This is a genomic window from Streptomyces sp. P6-2-1 (assembly GCF_050613165.1).
GTDB lineage: Bacteria > Actinomycetota > Actinomycetes > Streptomycetales > Streptomycetaceae > Streptomyces.
Genome location: NZ_CP192513.1, coordinates 3205232 through 3229447 on the forward strand (window position 1 = coordinate 3205232; position 24216 = coordinate 3229447).

Genomic DNA, 24216 nt, shown 5'->3' on the forward strand with positions numbered 1-24216 from the left:
CCTGTGGTACGGGGGCGGGCGCCGGGTGGCCTGGCCCGCCCCGTACCGTGGGGGTGTGTACCGGTTCCTGCTGACTCCCCGGTGGTGGGGAATCCACGTCTTCGTCCTCCTGGCGATCCCCTTCTGCGTCTTCATGGGGTCCTGGCAGCTGAGCCGCTTCGAGGACCGGGTGGACACGCACAAGAGCGCCGAGGCCACGGCCGAGGCGCACGCGGACGGGGCGGCGCGGCCGCTCGCGAAGGTCCTGCCCGTCACGACCGAGACCTCGGGGCAGCGCACGCGCGCCACGGGCAGGTACGTCGAGCAGTTCCTCGTGCCCGACCGCGGGCTCGACGGGCGGGACGGCTACTACGTGCTCGGGCTCCTGCGGACCGGCGAGGACAAGGTCCTGCCCGTCGTACGGGGCTGGCACGCGGGCTCCGCCCCGGCGAAGGCGCCGGCCGCTCCCGCGGGGACCGTCACCGTGACGGGGGCGCTCCAGCCCTCGGAGGACGCGCGCAGCACGGGCGTCAACGCGGCGGGCGGGCTCCCGGCCGGGCAGGTCGGGATCATCGGCGCTGCCTCGCTCGTCAACCTCACCTCGTACGACGTGTACGACGGCTGGATCACGCTCGACCGCGCGGAGGCGGGGCTCACGCCCGTGCCCGCGAAGACGCCGGACGGCGGCGGCCTCGATCTCAAGGCGTTCCAGAACCTCGGCTACACGGGCGAGTGGTTCGTCTTCGCCGGGTTCGTGGTCTTCATGTGGTACCGGCTCGTGCGCCGCGAGGCGGAGGCCCGCAGGGACGCGGAGCTGGGGATCGCGGCGGAGGGCGAGGACACGGAGGAAGCGGCGACGGAGGCGGAACCGGCGCGGGCCTGAGGTGCGCCGGTGCGGGCGCCCCGGACTCGTACGGCGAGATGCCCCGCAAGCACGTGAAGCCCGTGAAGCCTGGGGACGTGAAGCCCGTGAAGCCCGGTGACGGGAAGCCCGGACGGCCCGTACCGCCGCCCCGGAGATCCGCGAGGAGTCGTGACGGGCGCCCCTCGCCCCTCCCCGCACCGGCCGCACCGGCTCCCGCAGCCCACGGCTCCACAGCCCACAGCCCACAGCCCACAGCCCACAGCCCCCGTATACGCCCAGCCCCCGAGGCCGCGCGCCCCTACGCCCCCGCGCGCCACCCCATCCCCGGCACCACGAGCGGGCCGCCCGTCACCGGGTCGGGGACCACGACCGACTCCAGGCCGAAGACCTCGTGGACCAGCTCCGCCGTGATGATCTCGGCCGGATCGCCCTGCGCGATGATCCGGCCGCCCTTCATCGCGATGAGGTGGTCGCCGTAGCGGACCGCCTGGTTGAGGTCGTGGAGGACGGCGACGATGGTGCGGCCGCGCTCGTGGTTGAGGCGGCGGACCAGGTCCAGTACCTCGACCTGGTGGGCCATGTCGAGGTACGTCGTCGGCTCGTCGAGCAGGAGCAGGTCCGTCTCCTGCGCGAGCGCCATCGCGATCCACACGCGCTGCCGCTGCCCGCCGGACAGCTCGTCGACGAGGCGCTCGGCGAGCTGGGCGGTGTCGGTGCGCTCCAGGGCCTCCGTCACCGCGCGCTCATCGTCCTCGGACCACTGCTGCCACCACTTCTGGTGCGGCTGGCGGCCGCGCGCGACGAGGTCGGCGACGGTGATGCCGTCCGGGGGCTGCGGGGTCTGCGGCAGCACGCCGATCGTGCGGGCCGTCTCCTTGCCCGGGGCGCGTGCGAGGTCGGCGCCGTCGAGCAGGACCGTGCCCGCGCGCGGCTTGAGGAGGCGGCCGAGCGCGCGCAGGAGCGTGGACTTGCCGCAGGCGTTGGGGCCCACGACGACGGTGACCTTGCCGTCGGGGATCTCGACGTCGAGGTCGTCGACGATGACGCGGCCCGTGTCGTAGCCGAGGCTCAGGCCCTGAGCGGCGAGACGCGTGGTGGGGGGAGCGACGGTGGGTCGGCTCACGAGGAAACACCTCCGGTACGGCCGCCGCGGGTGCGGATGATCAGCCACATCAGGTACGGGGCGCCCACGGCCGCGGTGAGCACGCCGACGGGGAGTTCGACCGGCGAGAAGAGGCGGCGGGCGAGCAGGTCGGCGACGGTGACGACGAACGCGCCCGTGAACGCCGCGGTGAGCAGCGGGATCTGCGCGGTACGGGTCAGCCGCCGCGCGATCTGCGGGGCGAGCAGCGCGACGAAGTCGACCGGCCCGGCCGCGCCCGTCGCGACCGAGGCGAGGACGACGCCGATCACGGTGAGGCCGAGGCGCGTGCGGTTCAGGCGGATGCCGAGCGCGGTGGCCGTGTCGTCGTCGAAGGAGGCGCCGCGCTGGGCGCGCGCGGCCCACACGGTCGCGGGGATCGCGAGGAGCAGCGTGATGATCAGCGGCCACGCCTCCTGGTAGCCGCGCCCGTTGAGCGAGCCGGTCAGCCACACTTTGGACTGCTGGGCGACGAGGAAGTCGCCCTTGGTGAGCAGGAGCTGGATGACCGAGCCGAGCGCCACGGAGACGCCGATCCCGATGAGCACGAAGCGCCCGGAGTGCAGCCCGCCGCGCCACGCGCACACGTAGACGAGGAGCGCGGCGGCGAGGCCGCCCACGATGGACACGTAGGGGAGCTGCTCGGTCGGTACGAGGCCGAAGCTCATCGCGGCGACGGTCGCCGCGCCCGCGCCGTGCGTGACGCCGATGACGTCGGGGCTCGCGAGCGGGTTGCGCGCGACGGTCTGCACGAGCGCGCCCGCGATCGCGAAGGCGGCGCCCGCGAGCAGCCCGAGCACGAGCCGGGGCAGGCGCAGCGTGCCGACGACCAGTTCGGCCTGGCTCGGCTGCCCGAAGATCACGCGTACGACCTCGCGCGGCGGGACCCAGGACTCGCCCCAGCACAGCGAGAGCACGACGGCGGCAGCGAGGAGCACGGCGATGGCGCTCGCGACGAGGACGGTGCGGCGGTGGACGAGGAAGCTCGCGCGGCGGCGCCGCACGAGGAGGTGGCCGACGGGGCGCAGCCCGGGCACGGGGCTCGCGCTCATGACGAGACCGCCCCCTTGCGGCGGACCAGGACGATGAGGAAGGGCACGCCGATGAGCGCGGTCATGACGGCCACGGGGACCTCCGATGGCGGGAAGAGGACGCGCCCGATGACGTCCGAGAGCAGGATCATCGCGGGCCCGAGGAGCGCGGCGAGCGGCAGGACCCAGCGGTGCGCGGTGCCGACGAGCGCGCGTGCGATGTGCGGCACGGCGAGGCCGGTGAAGGCGATGGGCCCGACGGCCGCGACGGCGGCCCCGGTGAGGACGGTCGCGCCGAGCGCGCCGAGTACGCGCAGGAGGCCGACGTTGTGGCCGAGGTTCTTGGCCGCGTCGTCGCCGAGCGCGAGCGCGTCGAGGCCGCGTGCCATCGCGAGGACGAGGACGGCCCCGGCGAGCAGGAAGGGCCAGATCTGGCCGATGATCTCGCTGCCGCGCCCGTTGAGCGAGCCGACCTGCCAGTAGCGGAACTCGTCGAGCGCGCGGGCGTTCGTCGTGACGATCCCGGAGACGACGGAGGCGAGCAGCGCGTTCATCGCGGCGCCCGCGAGCGCGAGCCGTACGGGCGAGGCGCCGCCGCGGCCGCCGCTCGCGATCGCGTACACGCCGACCGAGGCGAGTGCCGCGCCCGCGAAGGCGAACCACACGTACCCGGTCAGGGTGTGCACCCCCGCGAAGGCGATCGCGCACACGACGCCCATCGAGGCGCCCTGGCTCACGCCGAGTACGCCCGGCTCGGCGATGGGGTTGCGGGTGACGCCCTGCATGACGGTCCCGGCGAGGGCGAGGGCGGCCCCGGCGAGTACGCCGAGGACGGTGCGGGGCACGCGGAAGGCCCGTACGACCTGCGCGTCGTCGCTCGTACCGCCGTGCAGGAGTGCGGAGAAGACCTCGCCTGGGGCGACCTGACGGCTGCCCACGGCGAGACTGAGGAGCACGGCGAGCAGCAGGATCAGCGCGCTCGCGAGCAGCCAGGCGAGACGGCGGCGGGTGGCGGGGACGGCGCGCGGCGCCGGTCCTGTACGGGAGCCCGGGGCACCCGCACGGGAGCCCGGGGCACCCGCACGGGACTCGACGGCACCCGCACGGGAGCCCGGGGCACCCGCACGGGACTCGACGGCACCCGCACGGGACCCGGGGTCACCCGTACCGGCCTTGTCCTCCGGGTCCTGTGGCGTCCGGCCGTCCTGGCCCCCCGTCCCCGGGGTGCCCGTACGGGGCCCGGGCACCCCGGGCCGTCCGGCCTGTGGGGCAGGTGACCCCATGACGTACTTCCCCTCCCGCTCGCCGCTCGCCGCCCGCCGGTCAGGCCGTCAGGTGTGCTTCGAGGTCGTCGAGCACGGCGTTCGCCGCCGTGACACCGAGGCCCAGGTACCAGGTCTCGTCGGCGACGTCGAAGGCGTGCCCGTCCTTGACGGCCTTGAGGTTCTTCCACAGCGGGTTGCCCTGGGCCTTGGACTTGTCGGTGGCCTTCGGGTCGCCGTAGACGCCCGTGAAGATCCAGTCCGCGTCGGCCTTGTCGATGTTCTCGGCGCTGATCTCGGCGGCGAGGTCGGCGATGTCCTGGTTCTTCGGGCGCGGGATGCCGACGTCCTTGAGGATCGTGCCGATGAAGGAGTCGTTGGCGTAGAGGCGGATGACGCCGTCGGGCATGTACCGGACCATCGACACGCTGGGCTTGTCGGCGCCGAGCTTGTCGCCGAGGGCCTTCGCGCGCTTGTCGTAGGCGGCGAGCTTGGCCTTCGCCTCGGCGGTCTTGTCGAGCGCGGCCGCGTTGAGGAGGTAGTTCTCCTTCCACGTGAAGCCGGGGCGGATCGAGAACACGGTCGGGGCGATCTTCGACAGTTCGTCGTAGGAGTTCGCGGCGCGCAGCTGGCTGCCCAGGATCAGGTCGGGCTTGAGCGCGGCGATGGCCTCCAGGTTGAGGCTGTTGATGGTGCCGATGTTCTTCGGCTTCCCGGCCTTGCCCTTGAGGTACGAGGGCAGCTCGGGCGAGCCCTCGGTGGGCGCGAGGCCGACCGGCTTGATGCCGAGCGAGACGACGTTGTCCAGCTCGCCGACGTCGAGGACGACGACGCGCTTGGGCGCGGACTTGATCTCGGTGCTGCCCATCGCGTGCTTGATGGTGCGCGGGAACTGTCCGGGCTTCGCGTCGGTGCCGAGCGCCGCGGTCTGCGCCGCGGCGTCGCCGAAGTCCTTGCCGCCCTGGGCGACGGACTTGGAATCCTTCTTGCCCGCGGCGGCCGAGGAGCTGCTGCTCGCGCTCTTGCCGTCACCGGAGTCGTTGCCGCCGCACGCTGTCAGGGACAGGGCGGCGGCGACGGCAAGAGCGGCCGCGGCCGTGGAACGGCGCCGAAGAGACATCACGGGGGGTCCTCGCTGTGGTTCAACTGTCAACTACGTAAGTAAGGCTTACCTTACGCTCTTGACACGAGGCCCCGCACACCCCCCGGCCCTCGCCCTCCTCAGCCCCCGTCCGCGGGAAGCAGGCCCGTGCGGTAGACCGTGCCCGGACAGGACTCGGGGATGGTCGTGTTGGTGACGGGACCGCCCGGGGCCGCGTTGTGGGTGACCTCGACGGTGGTGGTGACGGGGGCGTCGTCGACGGGGACGCTCCGGGTGAACTGGGTCGTCGTCTGGTCGAGCACCGCGGCGTCGGGGCTCGCGCCCGGGCCCGCGCCCGCGCCCGAACCGCCGCCCTCGGCGGGGGGCTGGGACGAGGGGTCGCCGGAGGGCGGGGCCGAAGGGCCGGGGTCGTCGGCGCCCTTCGTCGGGCCGCCGCTCGGGCACGGGCTGTCGGGTACGAACGCGAAGCGCACCTCGTACGACTGCCCCGGGCCGAGCAGCAGCGCGGGCTGCGAGGTGCCGGGGAGTCCCGCCGCCGCGTCGCCGTCCTGGTGCTCGACGACCGGCACGGCCGTACGGGACATGCCGCCGACGACCGCGACCCTGACCTTGCCGGGGGAGGTGACCGCGCACTTCTCGCCGGAGACGTTCGCGACGCGGAAACTGCCGTAGACGGTGCCGTCGGCGGCGGGGGCGCTCCGATCGGCGGCCGCGTCGCCGAGTTGCGCGGCGGCGCAGCGGGGGGCGTCGGCGAGGACCGTGTCCGCGGAAGGGTGCGGGTCCGGGCCCGGCGGCGTGCTCGCGCCGCCGCGGTGCTCGCCGCTCGCCGAGGGGTGCGGCGCCGTGCCGCCGCTCCTGTCGGCGGGGCGCCGCGCGTCCTCGTGCCGTCGCGCCTCGGGGGACGTGGACGCGTGCGCGTCCTGGCTGCTGCCCGCCATCGCCGGGTCCGCCTCGTGGCCGGGCGCGGCGGCGACGTGGACGGCGGCGGGGATCGCCGTGCCGAGGAGGATCACTGCGGCGGCGGCGCCGACGAGCGTCTGCCGCTTACGGGCCCTGCGGGCGGGCACGGCGGCCTGGAGCCTGTCGAGCACCCCGGGGCCCGGCGCCAGCCCGTCCACGGCGCCGTGGAACAAGGCGCGCAACTCGTCCTCGCCGAAGGAGGAATCGGGCGAGCCGGAACCGGGCGAGGCGGAATCAGCCGGTGCGGGCCCTTGCGGGGACGCGGCCCCTTCCGGGGACGCGGGCCCCGCGGACTCCCCGGGAACCGCGGACAGTTCTCGCGTCTCCCCCTCCCCCGAAAGTCCCGAAGCCCCCGTCGCCCCCGGTGTCGTCCTGTCGCCGCTCACCGCCGCGCTCTCCTCGTCCTTCGTCCCGTCCCGCCGCGCACTGTCGCCCGCCGTCACGTCACGGCTCCCATCGCGACGCGCAGCGCGGCGATCCCGCGCGAGCCGTACGCCTTCACGGAGCCGACCGAGACCCCGAGCGTCTCGGCGACCTGGGCCTCCGTCATATCGGCGAAGTACCGCAGTACGAGCACCTCGCGCTGCCTGCGCTGGAGCCCGCGCATCGCCTTGATGAGGTCGTCGCGCTCCAGGAGGTCGTAGGCGCCCTCCTCCGCGCTCGCCATGTCCGGCATGGGCTTCGAGAGCAGCTTGAGGCCGAGGATGCGGCGGCGCAGCGTGGACCGCGAGAGGTTCACGACGGTCTGGCGCAGGTAGGCGAGGGTCTTCTCGGGATCGCGGACGCGCTTGCGCGCCGAGTGCACGCGGATGAACGCCTCCTGCACGACGTCCTCGCACGAGGCGGTGTCGTCCAGGAGCAGCGCGGCGAGGCCGAGCAGCGAACGGTAGTGGGCGCGGTACGTCTCGGTGAGGTGGTCGACGGTCGTACCGACAGCGGCCGCCTCCGTGTCCGTCTCACCCGCGGCCCGCTGCCGCGGAACGGAGGGCCTGGTCAGGGGCATCGGCGCGATCACCGGCATGGTGCCGGGGGCGCGACCCGGCCTGCGGCGTCCCGGGGGACGCAGCGGGAGGGGCGGCACGCGCACCGTCGTGAATTCGAGAACCTCAGCCACGGTTGTTTGACACCGCCACCCCCCTCGGGGTTGTACGGCGATCCGATTCGCCGCCGGCCGGCCCCCTCCGCCCCCCTCACGCTCACCCGCACCCGCTTCTTCCTCCCCGTCTCGGAACACCCCCGTGCTCGCACCCCCGTGCGCCCCCCGGTCGCGTCGTGGGGACCGTGCGGCGTTCCTGGTGTGGGGGGAGACGTCGGGTCCACCGTGCGCGGTTGCGGGGGGACGGACTCGCATCGTCCGTTGTCGGCGCAAGGCGGCACAAGGGCGACCGGGGAGTAGTTGCACACGGAAACATCACAACTTCGTCACAGCGGCCCCCTATTTCGGGAGGATGGTGACGTACGCCGTACGCGCCCGCGGGCGTACACCCCGTCAGCGGGCCCCCACGACCAGCTCAGCGATCTGTACCGCGTTGAGCGCTCTTCCCTTGCGCACATTGTCGGCGCACACGAAGAAGTCGAGCGCGTGCGGGTCGTCGGCGTCCGCGCGCACGCGCCCGACCCACGCGGGATCGGTGCCCGCCGCGTCGACGGGCGTCGGGTACTCGCCGTGCTCGGGGTCGTCGATGAGGACGACACCGGGTGCCGTGGCGAGGATCTCGCGGGCGCGCCCCGCGGAGACGACGTGCTCGAAGCGGGCGTGGACGGTGAGCGAGTGGGTCGTGACGACGGGGACGCGCACGCACGTCGCCGAGACGGGCAGCGCCGGGAGGCCGAGGACACGGCGGGGCTCGTCGCGGAGCATCCGCTCGGTCGTGGTCCAGCCGTCGGCGGCGTACGCGCCCGTCCAGGGCACGACGTTGAGCGCGACAGGGTCGGGGAAGGGCCCGGTGTCCCTGCCGAGCACGCGCCGTACGTCGCCCGGCGCCGTACCGGGCGCCGGGGTGCCCGCGCCGTTCGCGCGCCGCTCCTCGGCGACGAGCGTCCCGAGCTGCCCCCACAGGGCCTCGGGGCCCGCGCGCCCGGCCGCGCTGACGGCCTCGTACGTGGAGACGACGAGCCCCGTGAGGCCGAACTCGCCGTGCAGCGCGCCGAGCGCGACGATCATGGCGAGGGTCGTGCACTGGGGCCCCGCGACGATGCCGCGCGGCCTGGCCCGTACCGCGTGCGGATTGACCTCGGGGACGACGAGCGGCACATCGGGGTCGGCGCGGAAGGCCGCGGACGTGTCGACGACGACGGCTCCGGCATCCACCGCGCGCGGCGCCCACTTCTCCGCGACGTCGTCGGGTACGAGGAACAGGGCGAGGTCGACGCCGTCGAAGACGCCGGGCTCCAGCGCGTGGACCCGGTTCGGCGTGCCGCGCACGCTCAGGACGCGCCCGGCGGAGCGGGCGGAGGCGATCAGCCGGATCTCGCCCCAGATGTCGGCGTGCTGGCTGAGGATGCCGAGAACGGCGCCACCGGCCAGTCCGGTGGCGCCGACCACGGCGAGCACGGGCCGCCCGGTCACGGCACCTGCCCGCGAGCGCCGTACGACCCGTGCGGGTGGGTCATCGCCCGGTGCCCCCGTAGACCACTGCCTCGTCGCTGTCGCTGTCGAGACCGAAGGCGGAGTGCACGGCGCGCACCGCCTCGTTGACGTCGTCGGCGCGCGTCACGACCGAGATGCGGATCTCGGAGGTCGAGATCAGCTCGATGTTCACGTTCGCGCGGCTCAGCGCCTCGAAGAAGGTCGCGGTGACGCCCGGGTTGGTCTTCATGCCCGCGCCGACGAGGGAGATCTTCGCGATCTGGTCGTCGTAGCGCAGCGACTCGAAGGCGACGGTGGCCTTGAGCTTCTCCAGGGCGTCGATCGCCTTGCGGCCCTCGGACTTGGGGAGCGTGAAGGAGATGTCGGTGAGGCCGGTGGACGCGGCGGAGACGTTCTGCACCACCATGTCGATGTTGACCTCGGCGCCCGCGATGGCGCGGAAGATCGCGGCGGCCTCGCCCGGCTTGTCCGGCACCCCGACGACGGTGATCTTCGCCTCGGAGGTGTCGTGCGCCACCCCGGAGATGAGTGCCTGCTCCATCGCTTCGTTCCCCTGCGTTCGGCCGACCCACGTGCCCTGGAGCCCCGAGAAGGAGGAGCGGACGTGGATCGGGATGTCGTACCGGCGGGCGTACTCCACGCAGCGGTGGAGCAGCACCTTCGACCCGGAGCTTGCCAGCTCCAGCATGTCCTCGTAGCCGATGTGGTCGATCTTGCGGGCCTTCTTCACGACGCGCGGGTCGGCCGTGAAGACGCCGTCGACGTCGGTGTAGATCTCGCAGACCTCGGCGTCGAGCGCCGCGGCGAGCGCGACGGCCGTCGTGTCCGAGCCGCCGCGGCCGAGCGTCGTGATGTCCTTCTTCTCCTGGGACACGCCCTGGAAACCGGCCACGATGGCGATGTTGCCCTCGTCCACGGCCGTACGGATACGGCCGGGCGTGACGTCGATGATGCGCGCCTTGCCGTGGGAGCTGTCGGTGATCACCCCGGCCTGGCTGCCCGTGAAGGACTGCGCCTCGTGCCCCAGGTTTTTGATCGCCATAGCGAGCAACGCCATAGAGATCCGCTCTCCCGCGGTCAGCAGCATGTCCATCTCGCGGCCGGGAGGCATCGGCGACACCTGTTCCGCGAGATCGATCAACTCGTCCGTCGTGTCACCCATCGCGGACACCACGACAACGACCTGGTGGCCGTTCTTCTTGGCTTCCACGATCCGCTTGGCGACCCGCTTGATGCCTTCGGCATCGGCAACGGATGAGCCTCCGTACTTCTGCACGACAAGGCCCACGTGCGCGCTCCTCGATAGTCAGTCCTGCGATCGGCTCAGTTTAACGAGCGGCCGGTTTTCGCCCGGTACGTATCGGCTGCTGAGACGCCCTGCCCAGCCCCCGCACCGCACACGGCACCCGGTGCCACTCTTTACCGACCTTGCCCAGGACCACGCGGCGCACTCGGATTGTGGGCCAGGTCACGAAGAGGCGGGGAGCGGGGCGGAGCCCCGCGACGCGGAGAGCGGGGCGGAGCCTCGCGCCCCGCCCCGACCCGCTCCCCGACCCGACCCGCTCCCCGCCCCGACCCGTGCTAAAAGTTCCCGCGCTTCTCCTGCTCCCGCTCGATCGCCTCGAAAAGCGCCTGGAAGTTCCCCTTCCCGAACCCCAGGGACCCGTGCCGCTCGATCATCTCGAAGAACAGCGTCGGCCGGTCCCCGAGCGGCTTGGTGAAGATCTGGAGCAGGTACCCGTCCTCGTCCCGGTCGACGAGAATCCCGCGCTTCTGCAACTCCTCGATCGGCACCCGCACTTCACCGATCCGCGCCCGCAACTCCGGGTCCTCGTAGTACGAGTCGGGCGTGGCCAGGAACTCGACGCCCTCGGCCCGCATCGCGTCGACGGAGGCGATGATGTCGTTGGTCGCGAGTGCGAGGTGCTGGGCGCCCGCGCCCCCGTAGAACTCCAGGTACTCGTCGATCTGCGACTTCTTCTTGCCGGGCGCGGGCTCGTTGAGCGGGAACTTCACGCGGTGGTTGCCGTTGGCGACGACCTTGCTCATGAGCGCGGAGTACTCGGTGGCGATGTCGTCGCCGATGAACTCGGCCATGTTGGTGAAGCCCATGATGCGGTTGTAGAAGTCCACCCACTCGTCCATGTGGCCGAGTTCGACGTTGCCGACGACGTGGTCGAGTGCCTGGAAGACCCGCTTGGGCGCGCCGGGCCGCCGCACGTGCGTGGAGGTGCGGGCCACGTACCCGGGCAGGTACGGGCCGTGGTAGCGGGAGCGGTCGACGAGGCTGTGCCGGGTGTCGCCGTACGCGGCGATGGCGGCGATCCGTACGGTCCCGTGCTCGTCGGTGACGTCGTGCGGCTCTTCGAGCACGCGGGCGCCCTGCGCGCGGGCGTGGGCGACGCAACGGTCGACGTCGGGGACTTCGAGCGCGATGTCGGTGACGCCGTCGCCGTGCGCACGCTGGTGGTCGGCCACGGGGCTCGCGGGGTCGACGGCCCCGTTGAACACGAAGCGGATGGCGCCGCTGCGCAGCACGTACGAGTGGTGGTCGCGGTTGCCGGTCTCGGGACCCGAGTACGCCTCCAGCTCCATGCCGTACGCGGACTGGTAGTAGTGCGCGGCCTGGCTCGCGTTCCCGACGGCCCACACGATCGCGTCCCAGCCGGTGACCGGGAACGGGTCGGCGTTGTCGTCGTACTCCACGAGCCCGACGAGCTTGCGCAGCTGCGGAAGGTCGAGTTCGGCCAGGCGTTCCTGGTCGGTGAGGGTGTCCTGGATGCTCATACGCGTCAGGACAGCCCCCGCCCCCGCCCGGCGGCAAGAGGGCGCGCCCACGGGTGGGCACCCTGTTCACCTTGACCAGTCACCGGGGGCCCGACGCGGACAAAGTGTCCACCCAAACCTGCGGGACGGGTGCACTTAGCGGAACAGGGAGGCCACGCGGAGCGGGAAAACGCAACGTCGACAAGGCTCGCCGGGGCGGCTACCTTCACCCTCTCCTCCCCCGACGATCGCCCCCCGTCCGCGCCCCATCCCGAGCAGGGAGAGCCGCATGCCCCGTCTTGCGCTGTACACCTTCGGCGTCCTGAAATCAGCCCTCACCGACCCCGGTCCGCTCACGCGCGCCCTCCACGACAGCGGCGAGGCCGTCTACCCGGAGATCGGCCGGCACCCCGGGTACCTGGCCCGCGCCGAGGCGGCGGACGTCGAGCGGGGCGGGCTCTTCGCTGCGGACTGGGGCGCGTGGGGCGAGTTCGCCGTACCCGCCTGGTACGCCAAGGGCCGTACCGCGGACACCACCGCCCTGGCCGCGACCCTCTCCCTCTGGACAGGGCCGCGCCCCGCCTTCGACGCCGTCCACACCGGCCTGCACCGCGAGGCGCTGCGCAGGCGCGCCGACTGGTTCGAGCGGACGGGTCACCCGGGCCACGTCTGCTGGTGGGTCCCCGACGCCGTGACCCCCACCTGGCGGGACGGCGTCCGGCGGCTGGACCACCTCCACACCCACGGCCCCGCGCCGCACGCCTTCACCCTCCGCCGTCCGTTCGCCGGGGACGGTACGGAACCGGGCGGCAAGGACGCGGCGCGCGGATAGGTTGACCCCATGACCGACGACGCCGCCCGCACCACGGGTTCCCCCGAAGTCGCCCGGGAACGCGAGGAGTTCGCCCAGGACCCGGCGGAGTTCGCCCGCCGGGTGTTCGCCGCGCAGCCCTTCACGCGCGTGCTCGGCGCCGAACTCGTCTCCGCCGCGCCGGGCGCGGCCGAGATCCGCCTCGCCAACCGCCCCGAACTCCGGCAGCAGCACGGCTTCGTGCACGGCGGGGTGCTCAGCTACCTCGCCGACAACGCGCTCACCTTCGCGGGCGGCCTCGCGCTCGGCGGCGACGCCCTGACGGCCGAGTACAAGATGAACTACGTCCGCCCGGCGACGGGTTCGGTGATCACGGCCCGGGCGGAGGCGGTGGCGACGACCCGCAGGCAGGCGGTGTGCCGCTGCGAGGTGTGGTCGGTGGCCGAGGACGGGACCGAGAAGCTGGTGGCGGTGGCGCAGGGCACGATCGTGGCGGCGGGACCCGCCGGCCGTACGGACCCCGCGCCCGCCTGAGCCCGCACCGGCGGCCCCGCGCCTGCCCGAGCCCGCACCGGCGGCCCCGCGCCTGCCCGAGCCCACACCGGCGGCCCCGCGCCTGCCCGAGCCCGCACCGTTCCCGCGCCGTTCCCGCGCCCGCCCGCCCGCGCCCGGCCCCCGCCCCGCCGCCACGTCCCGCTCACTCGTACCGCGGGAGGTCGATCGCCGAATGCGCGGCGTGCGTCGCGCCGCCGCCCTCCATGCCGCCGCCCGCCGCCGCCTCGCGCAGCATCGCGTTGCGCGCGTCCAGCTCCTGCCTGGTCCCCGGGATCAGCACCGTGCCCCCGCTGGTCGCCAGGGCCTGGTTGCGCTCCGCGAACGGCCGCACGAGCCGCTCGTACGCGGCGAAGGCCACCTCGTGGTCGCTGTGCCTGGCCAGCTCCCCCGCGAGCACGTACGCCCCCACGAGCGAGACGCTCGACCCCTGGCCGGAGAGGAACGAGGTCGCGTGCGCCGCGTCCCCGACGAGCGCGACGCGCCCGTGCGACCACGTGTTCATGTGGATCTGGCTCACGATGTCGAAGAAGAGGTCGTCGGCCTTCTCCATCCCCTCGACCATGCGCGGCAGGTGCCAGCTCCGCTCGGGGAACCGCTCCCGCACGAGCGCCCGCTGCGCCTCGGGGTTCCGGAAGGCGGTGAACGGCACGTCCTCGTTCCGGAAGATCAGGAAGCCGTGCAGGTCCTCGTCGGGCTCGTGCGCGTAGAGGGCGGCGCTGCGGCCCGGCTCGCTCCAGACGGCGGCCTCGCGCACGAGCCCGAACTCGTTGGGGAGCGTGAAGCCGGCGAAGACGTGGCCGAGGTAGCGGTGGAAGGGCTCCTCGGGGCCGAAGACGAGCCGCCGCGTGTTCGAGTGCAGTCCGTCGGCGCCGATGACGAGGTCGAAGGTGCGCAGCGTCCCGCTGTCGAACTCGACGTGCACGGCGTCGCCGTCGTCGTCGAGTGTCGCTATCGAGTCGTTGAAGACGAATTCGACGCGCCCTTCGAGCGGGGCCGTGAGCGCGGTCGCGAGGTCCCCGCGCCGCACCTCCAGGTCGAGCCCGGCGCTGCCGCCCGTCACCTGCTCGGGCTGTACGGAGCCGACCGGCTCGCCTGCCGCGTCCACGAAGCTCAGCCGCCGCGAGTTCACGTGCGCGGCGCGCAGCGCGGGCATCATCCCCATCCGCGCGGCGACCTCCCGCGCCACGCCCCTGATGTCGATCGCGTACCCGCCGCCGCGCACGGTGGGGGCCTTCTCGACCACGGTCACGTCGAAGCCGTACCTGTCGAGCCAGTAGGCCAGCGCGGGGCCCGCGATGCTCGCGCCGGAGACGAGGACCCGGCGGGCGGTGGGGGAGGAACCGGGAGGCGTGGGGTGGGAGAGGGTGGTCATGAGGAACCCTTTCGACAGAAGATACGTACGTTAGGTATCTTTATTTCGGCCGCACGGGACCGCTCAGCCCCTTCGGCACTCCCCACCATATAGATACGTAAGTCAGGTATGCAAATGGAGGCGACACCATGACCCCCGAGTCCCCCGGGGTACCCGCCGCACCCGAGCCGGAGCGACACGAGGGGTCTCCCCAGCCCCACGCGCCCGAGTCCGGGCCCGGCGCACCCGCCGCCCACCCCGAAGGGCTCGCCGGCTTCCTCGCCGCCCTGCCGAGGTTCACCCAGCTCAGCACGGCCTTCACGAAGGGCAGGCTCCCCGAACGGGCCGCGCAGGCGTCCGGGCTGCACCTCGACAAGCCCGCGATCAGCGTGCTCCTGAACCTCCGCACCTCGGGGCGCCCGCTGCGCATCGGCGAGATCGCCGAGCGCATGTCGGTCGTGGGCCCGCACGTCACGCGACACGTGCAGGTCCTGGAGAAGCGCGGCCTCGTGCACCGCGTCAGCGATCCCGAGGACCGCCGGGCGAGCCTCATCGAGCTGACCCCGGCGGGCAGCGAGGGCGTGGAGCGCTACGGCGCCTCCCTCTTCTCCTGGTTCACCGACGTGCTCGCCGACTGGCCCGAGCAGGACCGCGCCGAGCTGGCCCGTCTCCTGACCCGCCTCGCGAACGACGTCACGGAACGCATCGCCCTCCTGGACGAGGAACCGGAGGGCTGACCGTCCCCGGCCCCACCGGCCCCCCGGCCGGTCTCCGGCTCACTTCTCGGCGAGCAGCTTGCCCACCACGGCTCCCGCCCTCCGCTCGGAGACCGGCCCGGACATGGCCGCCGCCACCCTGCCCTTCTTGTCCACCAGGAAGGTGAACGGCACGAACTGCGGGTTGACCACGCCCTTCGGCACCCGCAGCAGCTCGTGGCCCGAGGGGTCGTACAGCACCGGGTACGTCACCCCGTACCGGTCGACGAAGGCGCGCGCGGAGCCCTCGTTGGCCTCCGCGTTGTAGCCCACGACCCGCAGGCCCCGGTCCCCGTACCGCTTCTGCACCCGGACGAGCCCCGGCATCTCGGCCCGGCAGGGCCCGCACGAGGACTGCCACCCGTTGACGAGCACGACCTTCCCCGCGAACCGCGAGAGCGCGACGGGCTTCCCGTCGAGTCCCTTGCCCGCCAGCTCCGGCAGGGCCTTGCGCTCCGCGCGCGGCACGAGCGCCAGGGGCTCGTGCGCCGTCGTGCCCCCGCCGCCCGTCCCGCCCGTACCGCAGCCCGCGAGCACCAGCACGGCCGCCACGGCCGCCGCCCCCGCCACACGTCCGTCCGCCCGCACCCGTCCCCGTCGAAGCCGCATGCCGACAGGCTATGCGGCGCGGCCGCGCGGCCTCCTGACGGGTGGTCGGGCACGCCTGCCGCTCAGCTCGGCAGCTGGCTGAGCACCGCGTTCGGCGCGCCCGGCAGCGCGGCCTTCACCGTGCGGCTCCAGTCGTCGGCCAGGACCTCGATCTCACCCTTCTCGACCCCGTCGATGCTCTGGCGCGCGACGTCGGCGGGGTCGATCTTGGCGCCGTCGTAGTCGCCCATCATGTCGGTGTCGGCGGCGCCGAGGTGGACGCCCTGGACGAGGACGCCGTCGGGGGCGAGTTCGATGCGCAGGGTGTTGGTCATGGCCCAGGCCCCGGCCTTCGAGATCGCGTACGCACCGGACCCGGGGACCGTGAACCAGGAGAGCGCCGACAGGACGTTGACCAGCGCGCCCCGGTGCGCGCGGAGCGCGGGGGCGAAGGCGCGGGTCATGTCGAGCGCCCCGTAGAGGTTCGTGTCGACGACGTGCCGGATGTCGTCGAGCGAACCGTCGAGGAGGGACCCGGGCGCGGTGACCCCGGCGTTGTTGACGAGCAGCGCCACGTCGGCGGCCTGGCGCGCCGCCGCCTCGACCGACGCGTGGTCGGTGATGTCGAGACGTACGAGCGTGACGCGCGGGTCCGCGCGCAGCGCCTCGTCGGCGCGCTCGGGCTCGCGTACGCCCGCGTAGACCTCGCGGACGTCGCGGGCGAGCAGTTCGTCGACGAAGCGGCGGCCGATGCCGCGGTTGGCACCCGAGACGAAGGCGGTCTGTCCGGCGATGTTCATGGCACGCTCCTGGCGCATATCGGTACGAACCCCCCTTCCGGGGGCCACCGACTACGCTAGAACCTGACACCAATGTCAGAGACAAGCCCGGAGCGGGCCGATGTGACTGGAGCCACGCCATGAAGATCGGGGAACTGGCGAAGCGCGCCGGGGTGAGTGTGCGCTCGCTGCGCTACTACGAGCAGCAGGGCCTCCTGGACTCGGACCGCACCCCGGGCGGACAGCGCGTCTACGCCGAGGACGCCGTCGGCCGTGTCCGGCTCATCCAGCTCCTCTACGCGGCCGGGCTCCCCTCCCGCACGATCCTCGCCCTCCTCCCCTGCGTCACCACGGGCCACGCGACGCGCGGCATGTACGAGAAGGTCCGCCGCGAACGCGCCTCCATCCAGGAGCGCATCGACGAACTGACCCGCGCCCGCGACCAGCTCGACGACGTGATGGAACAGGTGCGGCGCGCGGGCATCACGGAGGAGGGGGACCACGTCGCGGACGGGGAAGGGGGCGCGGCAGGGGGCGTGACAGCGGGCGCGGCGCAGGGCGCGGCAGCGGGCCCGTGCGCCGTCGGGAAGGCGTCGACCGCCGCCTGAGCCGCGCCCGCACACCCGCCCCGCCCGCTCGCCGGACCGCTCAGCGAATGCCGTTCCCCGGGTGCGCCTCGTCGTACGCGGCGCGCGCCTCGGCGATGACCGGACGGTGCGCGAGGGACCAGTCGGCGACCGCCTTCACGAGGTGGCTCAGCCCCGCGCCCGTCGCGCTGAGGCGGTAGTCGACCTGCGGGGGCACGGTCGGGTGGACGGTACGGAGGACGAGGCCGTCGCGCTCCAGGCGCCGCACGGTGAGCGTGAGCATGCGCTGCGAGATGCCCTCCACCGCCCGCTGCAACTCCCTGAACCGCCGCGTGCCGTTGGCCAGTTCGACGACGACAAGGACCGACCAGCGGTCGCCGAGCCGGTCCAGGACGTCTCGGATGCCGCAGTCGGGATGGTCCGCGCGGCCGCAGGGTTCGAGTGCGGCGGGGCGCTGGGTGGTTCCCCCGGTGTGCGTGACGGACATCGAAGTGCCTCCTTGTGGCCCGTACGGGCGGCGGCGAAGGATCGCTGTGACCACCCCGGCCAACAACGAAGGAGCCCCGTCCATGCCCCCGATCCTCGTGACCGGCGCCCACGGCCGTCTCGGCGCGGCCACGCTCGCCGCGCTCCGCGCGAAGGGCCGTGCCGCCGAGGGCGGCAGCCGCACGGCGGGCCCCGGCCTGCGCCGTACCGACTTCGACGACCCGGCGAGCCTCCAATTGGGCGGTGTCTCGACGCTCGTCCTGGTCTCGGCGGGCTACGCGGAGGACGACGTGGTCCTGGCCCGTCACGCGGCCGCGATCGACGCGGCGGTACGGGACGGCGTCGGCCACCTCGTCTACACGAGCCTCACCGGCGCGGGCGACCACCTCGCCTTCGCCCTCGCCCACCGCGCCACCGAGCGCCTGGTCCGCGCGAGCGGCATCCCGTGGACGATCCTCCGCAACGGCCTGTACGCGGAACTCTTCGGGTCCCTGCTCCTGCGGAGCGGCGACGCGCTCGCTTCCCCCTTCGGCGAAGGCGCCCTGGCGGCGGTGGCGCGCGCGGACCTGGCGGAGGCGGCGGCGGTCGTGGCGGCGGACCCCGCGCGGCACGCGGGCCGCACGTACGACCTCACGGGCCCGCCCCTGACGGCGGCGATGATCGCCGAGCGCCTGGGCACCACCCTCCGGCCCCTGTCACTCGCCGCCTACCGCGCCCGCCTCCTGGCAGCCCCGGACCTGCTCCCCTTCCAGCCCCCGATGTCGGCCTCGATCGCGACGGCGATCCGGCACGGGTTCCTGGCGGAGCCGACCCCGGACCTGGCGGCCCTGCTGGACCGCCCGCCGACGGACGGAACGGAGGCGGCCGCGAGGGCCGTGGGCTGAACGGTCAGACGGTGGCGCGAAGAAAACGGGCCCAACTGGCACCGGAGAAGAGGAGCGCGCCCCGCGCGCGGTCCTTGGTGTCCCGAACGGCGGCGAAGCCCGTGGGGGTGGCGGCGTATTCGACGCAGCCGTTGTCGGCGCCGCTGTACGTGCTCTTGCGCCACGCAAGGCCGCCCAGTTCGGTCACGCCGGCCGTTGGGCGGTGTTCCTGCCTCATTACTCACGTTCCTCGATCATGTCCTGCAAGTAGCGCCGCGACGCCGACGGCGACAGAGCCGCCGCAGTCAGCTCGTCCCACAGGGAACGGTATACGTCGACGTCAGACCGCCGTTCGAGCAAGCTACCACCGGTCATGTGCTCCAACCACACGACGTCAATGGGTGGTTCGCCGCGCTGGCTGAAGATGTTGTACGGAACGTGCTGGTTCATCGGGAGGGTCACTTCGAGCGGGAGGACCTGGATGGTCACGTTGGGCCGCTCGCCCTCCTCGATGAGTCGCGCCAGCTGTCCGATCACAAGCTTGCGATCGCCCGCGATGCGATGGAGCGCGCTCGCATCGATGACCGTGCGAAGGCGGAAGTCCAGCTCCTCGTCCAGCCGTTCCTGGCGTTTCAGGCGGACCCTCACCAAGTCCTCCGCCTTCAGAGGGCGGTTGTTCCGTTCGAAGATCTGCCGCATGTAGGACTCGGTCTGCAACAGGCCCGGCAGGACGCTCCTCTCGTAGGAACGGACCTGCTCCGAGTCCGCCTCCAGCGTGAGGAAGTCCTTCAAGGAGTCGTGGAGCATCGGACCCTGGCCCGACCACCAATCCTGCTTGTGGATCTGTTTCGCCAGCCTCCGAATATTGTTCCGATACTGCTCGTCCTCCACCCCCACGAGGTTGAAGAACGTCGTCAGGTCCAGCGGCCGTATTCCCCGCTTGCCGTTCTCGATCTGACTGATCTTCGGCTGCCCGCACTCCAGGGCGATGGCGACGTCGTTGACCTTGAGTCCCGCCTCCAGGCGGAGACGGCGGAGTTCGGCGCCGAGGCGACGGCTCCGCATCGTGGGCATGTCGGTGTGAGCCATGACGTCATGATGGGGCCGTCTTTCACAGGGCCACAAGGTTCTCCGGCCAACTCATCCTTTTGAGTGATGAGTTCTCTGGAATAACTTGCCTCCAGGATTGGGTACGGTCCACTCTCGTGGGGCGGGAGCCGCCCTTGGCCCGTCAAGTCGCCCCCATCGCTGGAGGGTTCATGCCTACTGCCTCTCTTCCGCTCCGGTACTGGTGCCGGTACGAGCGGGAGCCTCGCCGCTCGGTGCCGCGCGGAATTCTCGCGCTGACGCCGGGAGAGGCGCTGGAGTGGGTGCGGGAGGGCGTGCGGGATGTCGTCACGGAGCTGGGGGCGGACGAGTTCGAGCGGGCGTGGTCCTGGCTCGGCGACCACTGGCGGCGTACCGAGACGGACCGCCGTTCGCTGCGGGCGGGGCTGCCGTACACGTACCGGCTGGGCGGCTCCGGCACGTACTGGACCTGGACCGTCCACCCGGTGCGGCAGCTCCCGCTGCTGGACCGGCGCCTGGCGGGTGTCGCACTGAAATCCGAGAGGTGAGCGGGATGACGCGGCAGTCACATGCGCCCGGGGGAAGGCCCTGTCCGGTGTGCGAGCGGCTCGACGAGGCGGCGCGCGTCGCGGAGGCGGCGTACGACTGGAGCAGGCAGAGCGACGTACGGGTGCTGCGCCGCCACGCGGAGAGGTGCCCGCAGCAACGACAGCGGCTCGCGGACCCGGCGGGGTACTGACCCCCGGGGGGAGGACCCCTGGGCCCAGGACATTCGGGACGGCGGCGCCGACGGGACACCCGACCGGATACGTACGCCCCCCGGCCCGAGGACCCGGTACGGCCACCCGCCTCCGGAGCCCCCACGCGCCAGAGCGGCATCGGGTTCCCCCGCACACCTCCGACGCGGGCCCGCAGCGACGCGACGGGGCCGCGCGGGTCACTCCCCACGCGGCCCCGCGCCCCGGTCACCCCCGTACGGGCGGCCTCCGGCGCAGCGCCACCAGCACCATCGCGAGGCCCGCCGCCGCCCAGACGCCGAGCACGACGAGGGGGCCGCCCGCTCCCGTACCGCCGAAGAAGGCGTTCGCGCGCAGGAGGGACCCCGAGGCCCCGATCGGGAGGAGCTGGCCGAACGCCGACCAGCCGTCGGGGAGCCAGTACGGGCCCGTGGCGAGGGCCGAGAGCGGGTTGCCGAAGAACATCATCACGACCGTCAGGCAGAGGAATCCGCGCTGCCCGAAGAGGGACTGGAGGCCCAGGAAGGGCAGGCCGAGCGCGAGCATCCCGAGAGCGAGGCCCAGCCACGTCGTCCCGTAACCGCCGTCGACGGTGCCCGTGCCGAAGTGCAGCATCCCCGTCACCCCCGCCGCCGCCACGAAGGCGAAGGCGACGATCCCCCCGAACCGGGCGCGCAGCCTCGCCGGTCCTGGGGCCAGAGGCGTGAGGATCAGCACCGGCAGGATGCCGCTGAACATCAGCGGCAGCGCGAGCGAGGCGAGGCCCGTGCCGTGCGGGTCGTCCGCGCCGTAACCGACGACCTCGTGCGTCGTCGCCCGCACGTGCTGCTGAGCCGCGAGGCCCGTGCCGAGGCCGCTGATCGCGGTGCTGATCTGCTGGCCGCCCGCCGAGGCCGTGTACACGTCGACGCCCTGCGCGCCGAGGGCGAGGCCGCCGACCACGTCGCGGTCGTGGATCGCCTGCGTGAGCGCGTGCGCGTTCTCGTAGGTCTTCACGTCCCACTGCGCGTCCGGGAGCTGCTTCTGCACGGCCGTCACCGCCTGCCGCGGCCCCGTGACGCCGAGCGGCGCGTGGTGCGGGCCGCCGTGGGCGGAGGGCAGCCCGAAGGCGCACAGCATGAGCGTGATCGCGGCGGCGAGGCCGACGACGACGGCGGCGAGCTTGCGGGCGGCCTTCGGGCCGCCGGGCGCGGGTGGCGGGGTCGCTGCCGTGCTCCCGGGGGCGGCGGCGGTACCGGTGGTCCCGTTGGGGGCGGCGGTGGCGTCGGTCGTCGACACGGCAACCCTCCTCTCTCGGACGTGGTGGGTCGCCTTCACTGTACAACTCATCGCGCGCTGAGTTCAGCGTGAGATGAGTTACGAGGGCGGAGGCGTGCGGTGCGGGGGATGATGGGGGGCATGGCTGAGGACGAGGACGCGGGGACCGGTGCGGGGCGGACCGGTGCGGGGCGGACCGGTGCGGGGCAGGGCAAGCACGCCGGGGGGCGCAGGCCGGGCGAGACGCGTACGCGCGTGGCCATCCTCGACGCCGCCCGCGCCTGCTTCGCCGCGCGCGGTTTCGACGGCACGAGCATGCGGTGGATCGCCGAGACGGCGGGCGTCGACCAGGCGCTCGTGCACCACTTCTACGGCTCGAAGGCGAACCTCTTCGTCAAGGCGCTCGAACTGCCCGAACGCCTGTGGACCGCGCTCGGCGAAGCCGCCGTGGGCCCGCGCGAGGACGTCGGCGAACGCCTCGTCCGCGCGCACCTCTCGGTGTGGGACGACGCGGCCTCGCGTCCCCCGCTCATGGCGATGGTCCGCTCGGCCGCCGTCCACGGCGACGCGGGCGCGCGGCTGCGCGAGGTCGCGGGGAACACGCTCGGACGGGTCCTCGTACCGGCGATCGACGGCCCCGACGTACGCCTGCGCACCTCACTCATCGCGACCCAGCTCATCGGCCTGTCGCTCATGCGGTACGTGATGCTGCTCGAACCGCTCGCCTCGGCGGACACGGAGTCCGTCGTACGGCACTACGGAGCGGCCGTACAGGCGATCGTGAACAGCGACCGGCCCACCGGCTCGCCACCACCCCCCTGACCGGCACCACCCCGCAGCAACGGCCGGGGACACCCCGCACAGAGCGGAACAGCCACGGCGCAAGGCGCGGGCCACCGCACGGACAGCCCCGAAACGCGAACGGCAACGGGGCACGGGCGGCGGCGGGGCACGGACAGACAGCGGCGAGGCAGGGACGGCGGCACGGCACGCGGACGGGAACGGGCGAGGCGCGCGGAACGCGGACGCGCGCACCGGGCCCGGACCCGCGAGCCTCACCCTCCCGTACAGCGACAGCGCCCAGCGCCCGCGTGCGGGACGCGGACGGGCGTACCGGGGTTGCGGGGCCGGGGGTGTGCGGCTCGCGCCCTGTGGGGGCGACGCGGCGTCAGCGGGGCTCGCGTCCCAGGATTTCCGCGCGCATCACGCGGCCCGCCTCCTCCGCCAGCTCTTCCTCGCCGTCCAGCTCCTGATCCGTGTCGAGACCGTCGAGCGGGGTGAGGGGCTGGTCGAGGCGGACGTGGGCGACGAGGGACTGAAGCGCGCGCAGGGCCGCCGAGGCGTTCGGGCCCCAGTTGGTGAAGTACGAGAACTGCCACCACCACAGCGCCTCGGAGACACGGCCCGCGCGGTAGTGCGCGAGGCCGTGGCGCAGCTCGGTGACGATGCCGGAGAGGTCGTCGGACAGGCGGTGCGCGACGGGGGCCTTGCGTGGCTCGTACGGGTCGAAGACCTCGGAGTACACGTCGACCGGGTCGAGGAGGGCGGCCAGGCCCTCGCGGAGCGGATCGGTGTCCGGCTCGTCTCCCAGGTCGGGCTCGTACCGCTCGTCGGGAAGGATGTCCTCGTACGCGCCGAGGCGACCGCCCGCGAGGAGCAGCTGCGAGACCTCCAGGAGGAGGTACGGGACGGCGCTGTCGGGGTCGTCCCCCTTGGCGATCTCGGTGACCGCGAGGAGGAAGCTCTCGATCTGGTCGGCGATCTGCGTGGAGAAGTCGGCGGGGTCGGAACCGTCCGCGTGCGGGGTCCCCGCCGTGGGCGCTTGCGGTGCCGGCCTGCTCGTGGTCTCAGACATCGAGGAGTCGTCTCCCTTCGAAGGCCCGGCCGAGCGTGACCTCGTCCGCGTACTCCAGGTCGCCGCCGACCGGGAGTCCGCTCGCGAGGCGTGTCACGCGCAGGCCCATTGGCTTGATCATGCGGGCGAGGTACGTCGCCGTGGCCTCGCCCTCCAGGTTCGGGTCGGTCGCGAGGATCAGCTCGGTCACCGTGCCGTCGGCGAGACGGGCGAGCAGTTCCCTGACGCGCAGGTCGTCGGGGCCCACACCCTCGATGGGACTGATCGCCCCGCCGAGCACGTGGTACCTGCCCCGGAACTCGCGCGTGCGCTCGATCGCGACGACGTCCTTCGGCTCCTCCACGACGCAGATGACGGCGGGGTCGCGGCGCGGGTCGCGGCAGATGTTGCAGTGCTCCTCCTGGGCCACGTTCCCGCAGACCGCGCAGAAGCGGACCTTCGCCTTCACCTCCATCAGCGCGTTCGCGAGCCGCCGCACGTCGGCGGGCTCGGTCTGGAGGATGTGGAAGGCGATCCGCTGCGCACTCTTGGGACCGACCCCTGGGAGCCTGCCCAGTTCGTCGATGAGGTCCTGGACCACGCCTTCGTACAACGGATCGCCTTTCCTGTGTCCGCCGGGCACGCGGTCGCGTGCGTGATCCGGGCGGACGGTCATGTCTCACGGTAGGGGGCGGGCGAGGCCCGCGGAACCCGCTTCGGGGAAGATCCGGGTTCCTTCGGGGTACGTCCCTGAGGGGATCTCAGGGGCACCCCTGATTTTCCCCCGATGTTTCCCCCGCGCTCGTTCCCCGCGCGCCCCGCTTCCCCGCGCACGCCTTCGCTTCCCCG

27 protein-coding genes are annotated in these 24216 nt (G+C 73.0%); 9 read left to right on the forward strand and 18 right to left on the reverse strand.

The genetic code is table 11. The features are described 5' to 3' along the window. Positions 1-55: 55 nt before the first annotated feature. A complete protein-coding gene (locus ACQYWQ_RS13795) occupies positions 56-862 on the forward strand; it encodes an SURF1 family protein (protein ID WP_431034864.1) in 807 nt (268 codons plus the stop codon). Positions 863-1142: 280 nt separating this feature from the next. On the opposite strand, the gene ACQYWQ_RS13800 is transcribed toward ACQYWQ_RS13795, so the two are convergent. From ACQYWQ_RS13800 to hppD, 9 genes are all read right to left on the reverse strand, one after another. After that, a complete protein-coding gene (locus tag ACQYWQ_RS13800; protein ID WP_431034865.1) occupies positions 1143-1967 on the reverse strand; it encodes an ABC transporter ATP-binding protein in 825 nt (274 codons plus the stop codon). After that, positions 1964-3037, reverse strand: coding sequence for a FecCD family ABC transporter permease (locus ACQYWQ_RS13805; RefSeq protein ID WP_431034866.1), 1074 nt, complete (start codon positions 3035-3037; stop codon positions 1964-1966). The genes ACQYWQ_RS13800 and ACQYWQ_RS13805 overlap by 4 nt, the downstream gene beginning before the upstream one ends. Then, positions 3034-3987 (reverse strand): FecCD family ABC transporter permease, encoded by a 954-nt coding sequence (locus ACQYWQ_RS13810; protein WP_431039183.1) that lies wholly within the window; start codon positions 3985-3987, stop codon positions 3034-3036. Before ACQYWQ_RS13810 ends, ACQYWQ_RS13805 begins: the two co-directional genes overlap by 4 nt. A 352-nt stretch (positions 3988-4339) precedes the next feature. After that, positions 4340-5398: an ABC transporter substrate-binding protein gene (locus tag ACQYWQ_RS13815; RefSeq protein WP_431034867.1), complete on the reverse strand. Its 1059-nt coding sequence runs from the start codon at positions 5396-5398 to the stop codon at positions 4340-4342. Between the two features lie 101 nt (positions 5399-5499). Continuing rightward, on the reverse strand, positions 5500-6783 hold the full coding sequence (locus ACQYWQ_RS13820) for a hypothetical protein (protein ID WP_431034868.1): 1284 nt from the start codon (positions 6781-6783) through the stop codon (positions 5500-5502). Then, positions 6780-7454, reverse strand: a complete 675-nt coding sequence (locus ACQYWQ_RS13825; RefSeq protein WP_431034870.1) for a SigE family RNA polymerase sigma factor — start codon at positions 7452-7454, stop codon at positions 6780-6782. Before ACQYWQ_RS13825 ends, ACQYWQ_RS13820 begins: the two co-directional genes overlap by 4 nt. Positions 7455-7829: 375 nt before the next feature. Further along, a complete protein-coding gene (locus ACQYWQ_RS13830; RefSeq protein ID WP_431034872.1) occupies positions 7830-8909 on the reverse strand; it encodes an aspartate-semialdehyde dehydrogenase in 1080 nt (359 codons plus the stop codon). Positions 8910-8949: 40 nt separating this feature from the next. Then, positions 8950-10218 (reverse strand): aspartate kinase, encoded by a 1269-nt coding sequence (locus tag ACQYWQ_RS13835; protein WP_361331073.1) that lies wholly within the window; start codon positions 10216-10218, stop codon positions 8950-8952. Between the two features lie 293 nt (positions 10219-10511). Further along, positions 10512-11717, reverse strand: a complete 1206-nt coding sequence (hppD, locus tag ACQYWQ_RS13840) for a 4-hydroxyphenylpyruvate dioxygenase (RefSeq protein ID WP_431034874.1) — start codon at positions 11715-11717, stop codon at positions 10512-10514. Between the two features lie 268 nt (positions 11718-11985). Here hppD and ACQYWQ_RS13845 point away from each other — a divergent pair, with 268 nt between their 5' ends. Further along, a complete protein-coding gene (locus ACQYWQ_RS13845; protein ID WP_431034875.1) occupies positions 11986-12528 on the forward strand; it encodes a DUF3291 domain-containing protein in 543 nt (180 codons plus the stop codon). 9 nt (positions 12529-12537) lie between these two features. Next, on the forward strand, positions 12538-13041 hold the full coding sequence (locus ACQYWQ_RS13850) for a PaaI family thioesterase (RefSeq protein WP_431034877.1): 504 nt from the start codon (positions 12538-12540) through the stop codon (positions 13039-13041). A gap of 163 nt (positions 13042-13204) precedes the next feature. On the opposite strand, the gene ACQYWQ_RS13855 is transcribed toward ACQYWQ_RS13850, so the two are convergent. After that, complete coding sequence (locus ACQYWQ_RS13855) at positions 13205-14434, reverse strand: FAD-dependent monooxygenase (RefSeq protein WP_431034879.1); 1230 nt, start codon at positions 14432-14434, stop codon at positions 13205-13207. Between the two features lie 128 nt (positions 14435-14562). Between ACQYWQ_RS13855 and ACQYWQ_RS13860 the strand changes: the two genes are divergently transcribed. Beyond that, a complete protein-coding gene (locus ACQYWQ_RS13860; protein WP_431034880.1) occupies positions 14563-15150 on the forward strand; it encodes a MarR family winged helix-turn-helix transcriptional regulator in 588 nt (195 codons plus the stop codon). A gap of 39 nt (positions 15151-15189) precedes the next feature. On the opposite strand, the gene ACQYWQ_RS13865 is transcribed toward ACQYWQ_RS13860, so the two are convergent. Both ACQYWQ_RS13865 and ACQYWQ_RS13870 read right to left on the reverse strand, forming a co-directional pair. Continuing rightward, positions 15190-15777: a TlpA family protein disulfide reductase gene (locus ACQYWQ_RS13865; protein ID WP_431034881.1), complete on the reverse strand. Its 588-nt coding sequence runs from the start codon at positions 15775-15777 to the stop codon at positions 15190-15192. Positions 15778-15839: 62 nt separating this feature from the next. After that, the gene (locus tag ACQYWQ_RS13870) at positions 15840-16556 is read right to left on the reverse strand and encodes an SDR family oxidoreductase (RefSeq protein ID WP_431034883.1); all 717 of its coding nucleotides are present in this window, start codon (positions 16554-16556) and stop codon (positions 15840-15842) included. Positions 16557-16675: 119 nt separating this feature from the next. Here ACQYWQ_RS13870 and ACQYWQ_RS13875 point away from each other — a divergent pair, with 119 nt between their 5' ends. After that, positions 16676-17143, forward strand: a complete 468-nt coding sequence (locus tag ACQYWQ_RS13875) for a MerR family transcriptional regulator (RefSeq protein ID WP_431034884.1) — start codon at positions 16676-16678, stop codon at positions 17141-17143. A 40-nt stretch (positions 17144-17183) separates the two neighbouring features. Here ACQYWQ_RS13875 and ACQYWQ_RS13880 read toward each other — a convergent pair whose 3' ends face one another. Further along, a complete protein-coding gene (locus tag ACQYWQ_RS13880) occupies positions 17184-17609 on the reverse strand; it encodes a winged helix-turn-helix transcriptional regulator (RefSeq protein ID WP_431034885.1) in 426 nt (141 codons plus the stop codon). Between the two features lie 82 nt (positions 17610-17691). On the opposite strand from ACQYWQ_RS13880, the gene ACQYWQ_RS13885 reads away from it, so the two are divergent. After that, positions 17692-18492, forward strand: coding sequence for an NmrA family NAD(P)-binding protein (locus tag ACQYWQ_RS13885; protein ID WP_431034886.1), 801 nt, complete (start codon positions 17692-17694; stop codon positions 18490-18492). A 4-nt stretch (positions 18493-18496) separates the two neighbouring features. On the opposite strand, the gene ACQYWQ_RS13890 is transcribed toward ACQYWQ_RS13885, so the two are convergent. Further along, positions 18497-18709 (reverse strand): DUF397 domain-containing protein, encoded by a 213-nt coding sequence (locus ACQYWQ_RS13890; protein WP_431034888.1) that lies wholly within the window; start codon positions 18707-18709, stop codon positions 18497-18499. After that, complete coding sequence (locus tag ACQYWQ_RS13895; protein WP_431034889.1) at positions 18709-19560, reverse strand: helix-turn-helix domain-containing protein; 852 nt, start codon at positions 19558-19560, stop codon at positions 18709-18711. Before ACQYWQ_RS13895 ends, ACQYWQ_RS13890 begins: the two co-directional genes overlap by 1 nt. 170 nt (positions 19561-19730) lie before the next feature. Here ACQYWQ_RS13895 and ACQYWQ_RS13900 point away from each other — a divergent pair, with 170 nt between their 5' ends. After that, on the forward strand, positions 19731-20087 hold the full coding sequence (locus ACQYWQ_RS13900; RefSeq protein WP_431034891.1) for a hypothetical protein: 357 nt from the start codon (positions 19731-19733) through the stop codon (positions 20085-20087). A gap of 5 nt (positions 20088-20092) precedes the next feature. Continuing rightward, positions 20093-20278: a hypothetical protein gene (locus ACQYWQ_RS13905; RefSeq protein ID WP_431034892.1), complete on the forward strand. Its 186-nt coding sequence runs from the start codon at positions 20093-20095 to the stop codon at positions 20276-20278. A 226-nt stretch (positions 20279-20504) separates the two neighbouring features. On the opposite strand, the gene ACQYWQ_RS13910 is transcribed toward ACQYWQ_RS13905, so the two are convergent. Then, complete coding sequence (locus tag ACQYWQ_RS13910) at positions 20505-21554, reverse strand: hypothetical protein (protein ID WP_431034893.1); 1050 nt, start codon at positions 21552-21554, stop codon at positions 20505-20507. Positions 21555-21674: 120 nt separating this feature from the next. Between ACQYWQ_RS13910 and ACQYWQ_RS13915 the strand changes: the two genes are divergently transcribed. After that, positions 21675-22355 (forward strand): TetR family transcriptional regulator, encoded by a 681-nt coding sequence (locus tag ACQYWQ_RS13915; protein WP_431034894.1) that lies wholly within the window; start codon positions 21675-21677, stop codon positions 22353-22355. A gap of 346 nt (positions 22356-22701) precedes the next feature. Here ACQYWQ_RS13915 and ACQYWQ_RS13920 read toward each other — a convergent pair whose 3' ends face one another. Both ACQYWQ_RS13920 and recR read right to left on the reverse strand, forming a co-directional pair. Continuing rightward, on the reverse strand, positions 22702-23388 hold the full coding sequence (locus tag ACQYWQ_RS13920; protein WP_431034896.1) for a DUF5063 domain-containing protein: 687 nt from the start codon (positions 23386-23388) through the stop codon (positions 22702-22704). Further along, on the reverse strand, positions 23381-23980 hold the full coding sequence (gene recR, locus ACQYWQ_RS13925) for a recombination mediator RecR (protein ID WP_431034897.1): 600 nt from the start codon (positions 23978-23980) through the stop codon (positions 23381-23383). The genes ACQYWQ_RS13920 and recR overlap by 8 nt, the downstream gene beginning before the upstream one ends. Positions 23981-24216 lie beyond the last annotated feature (236 nt).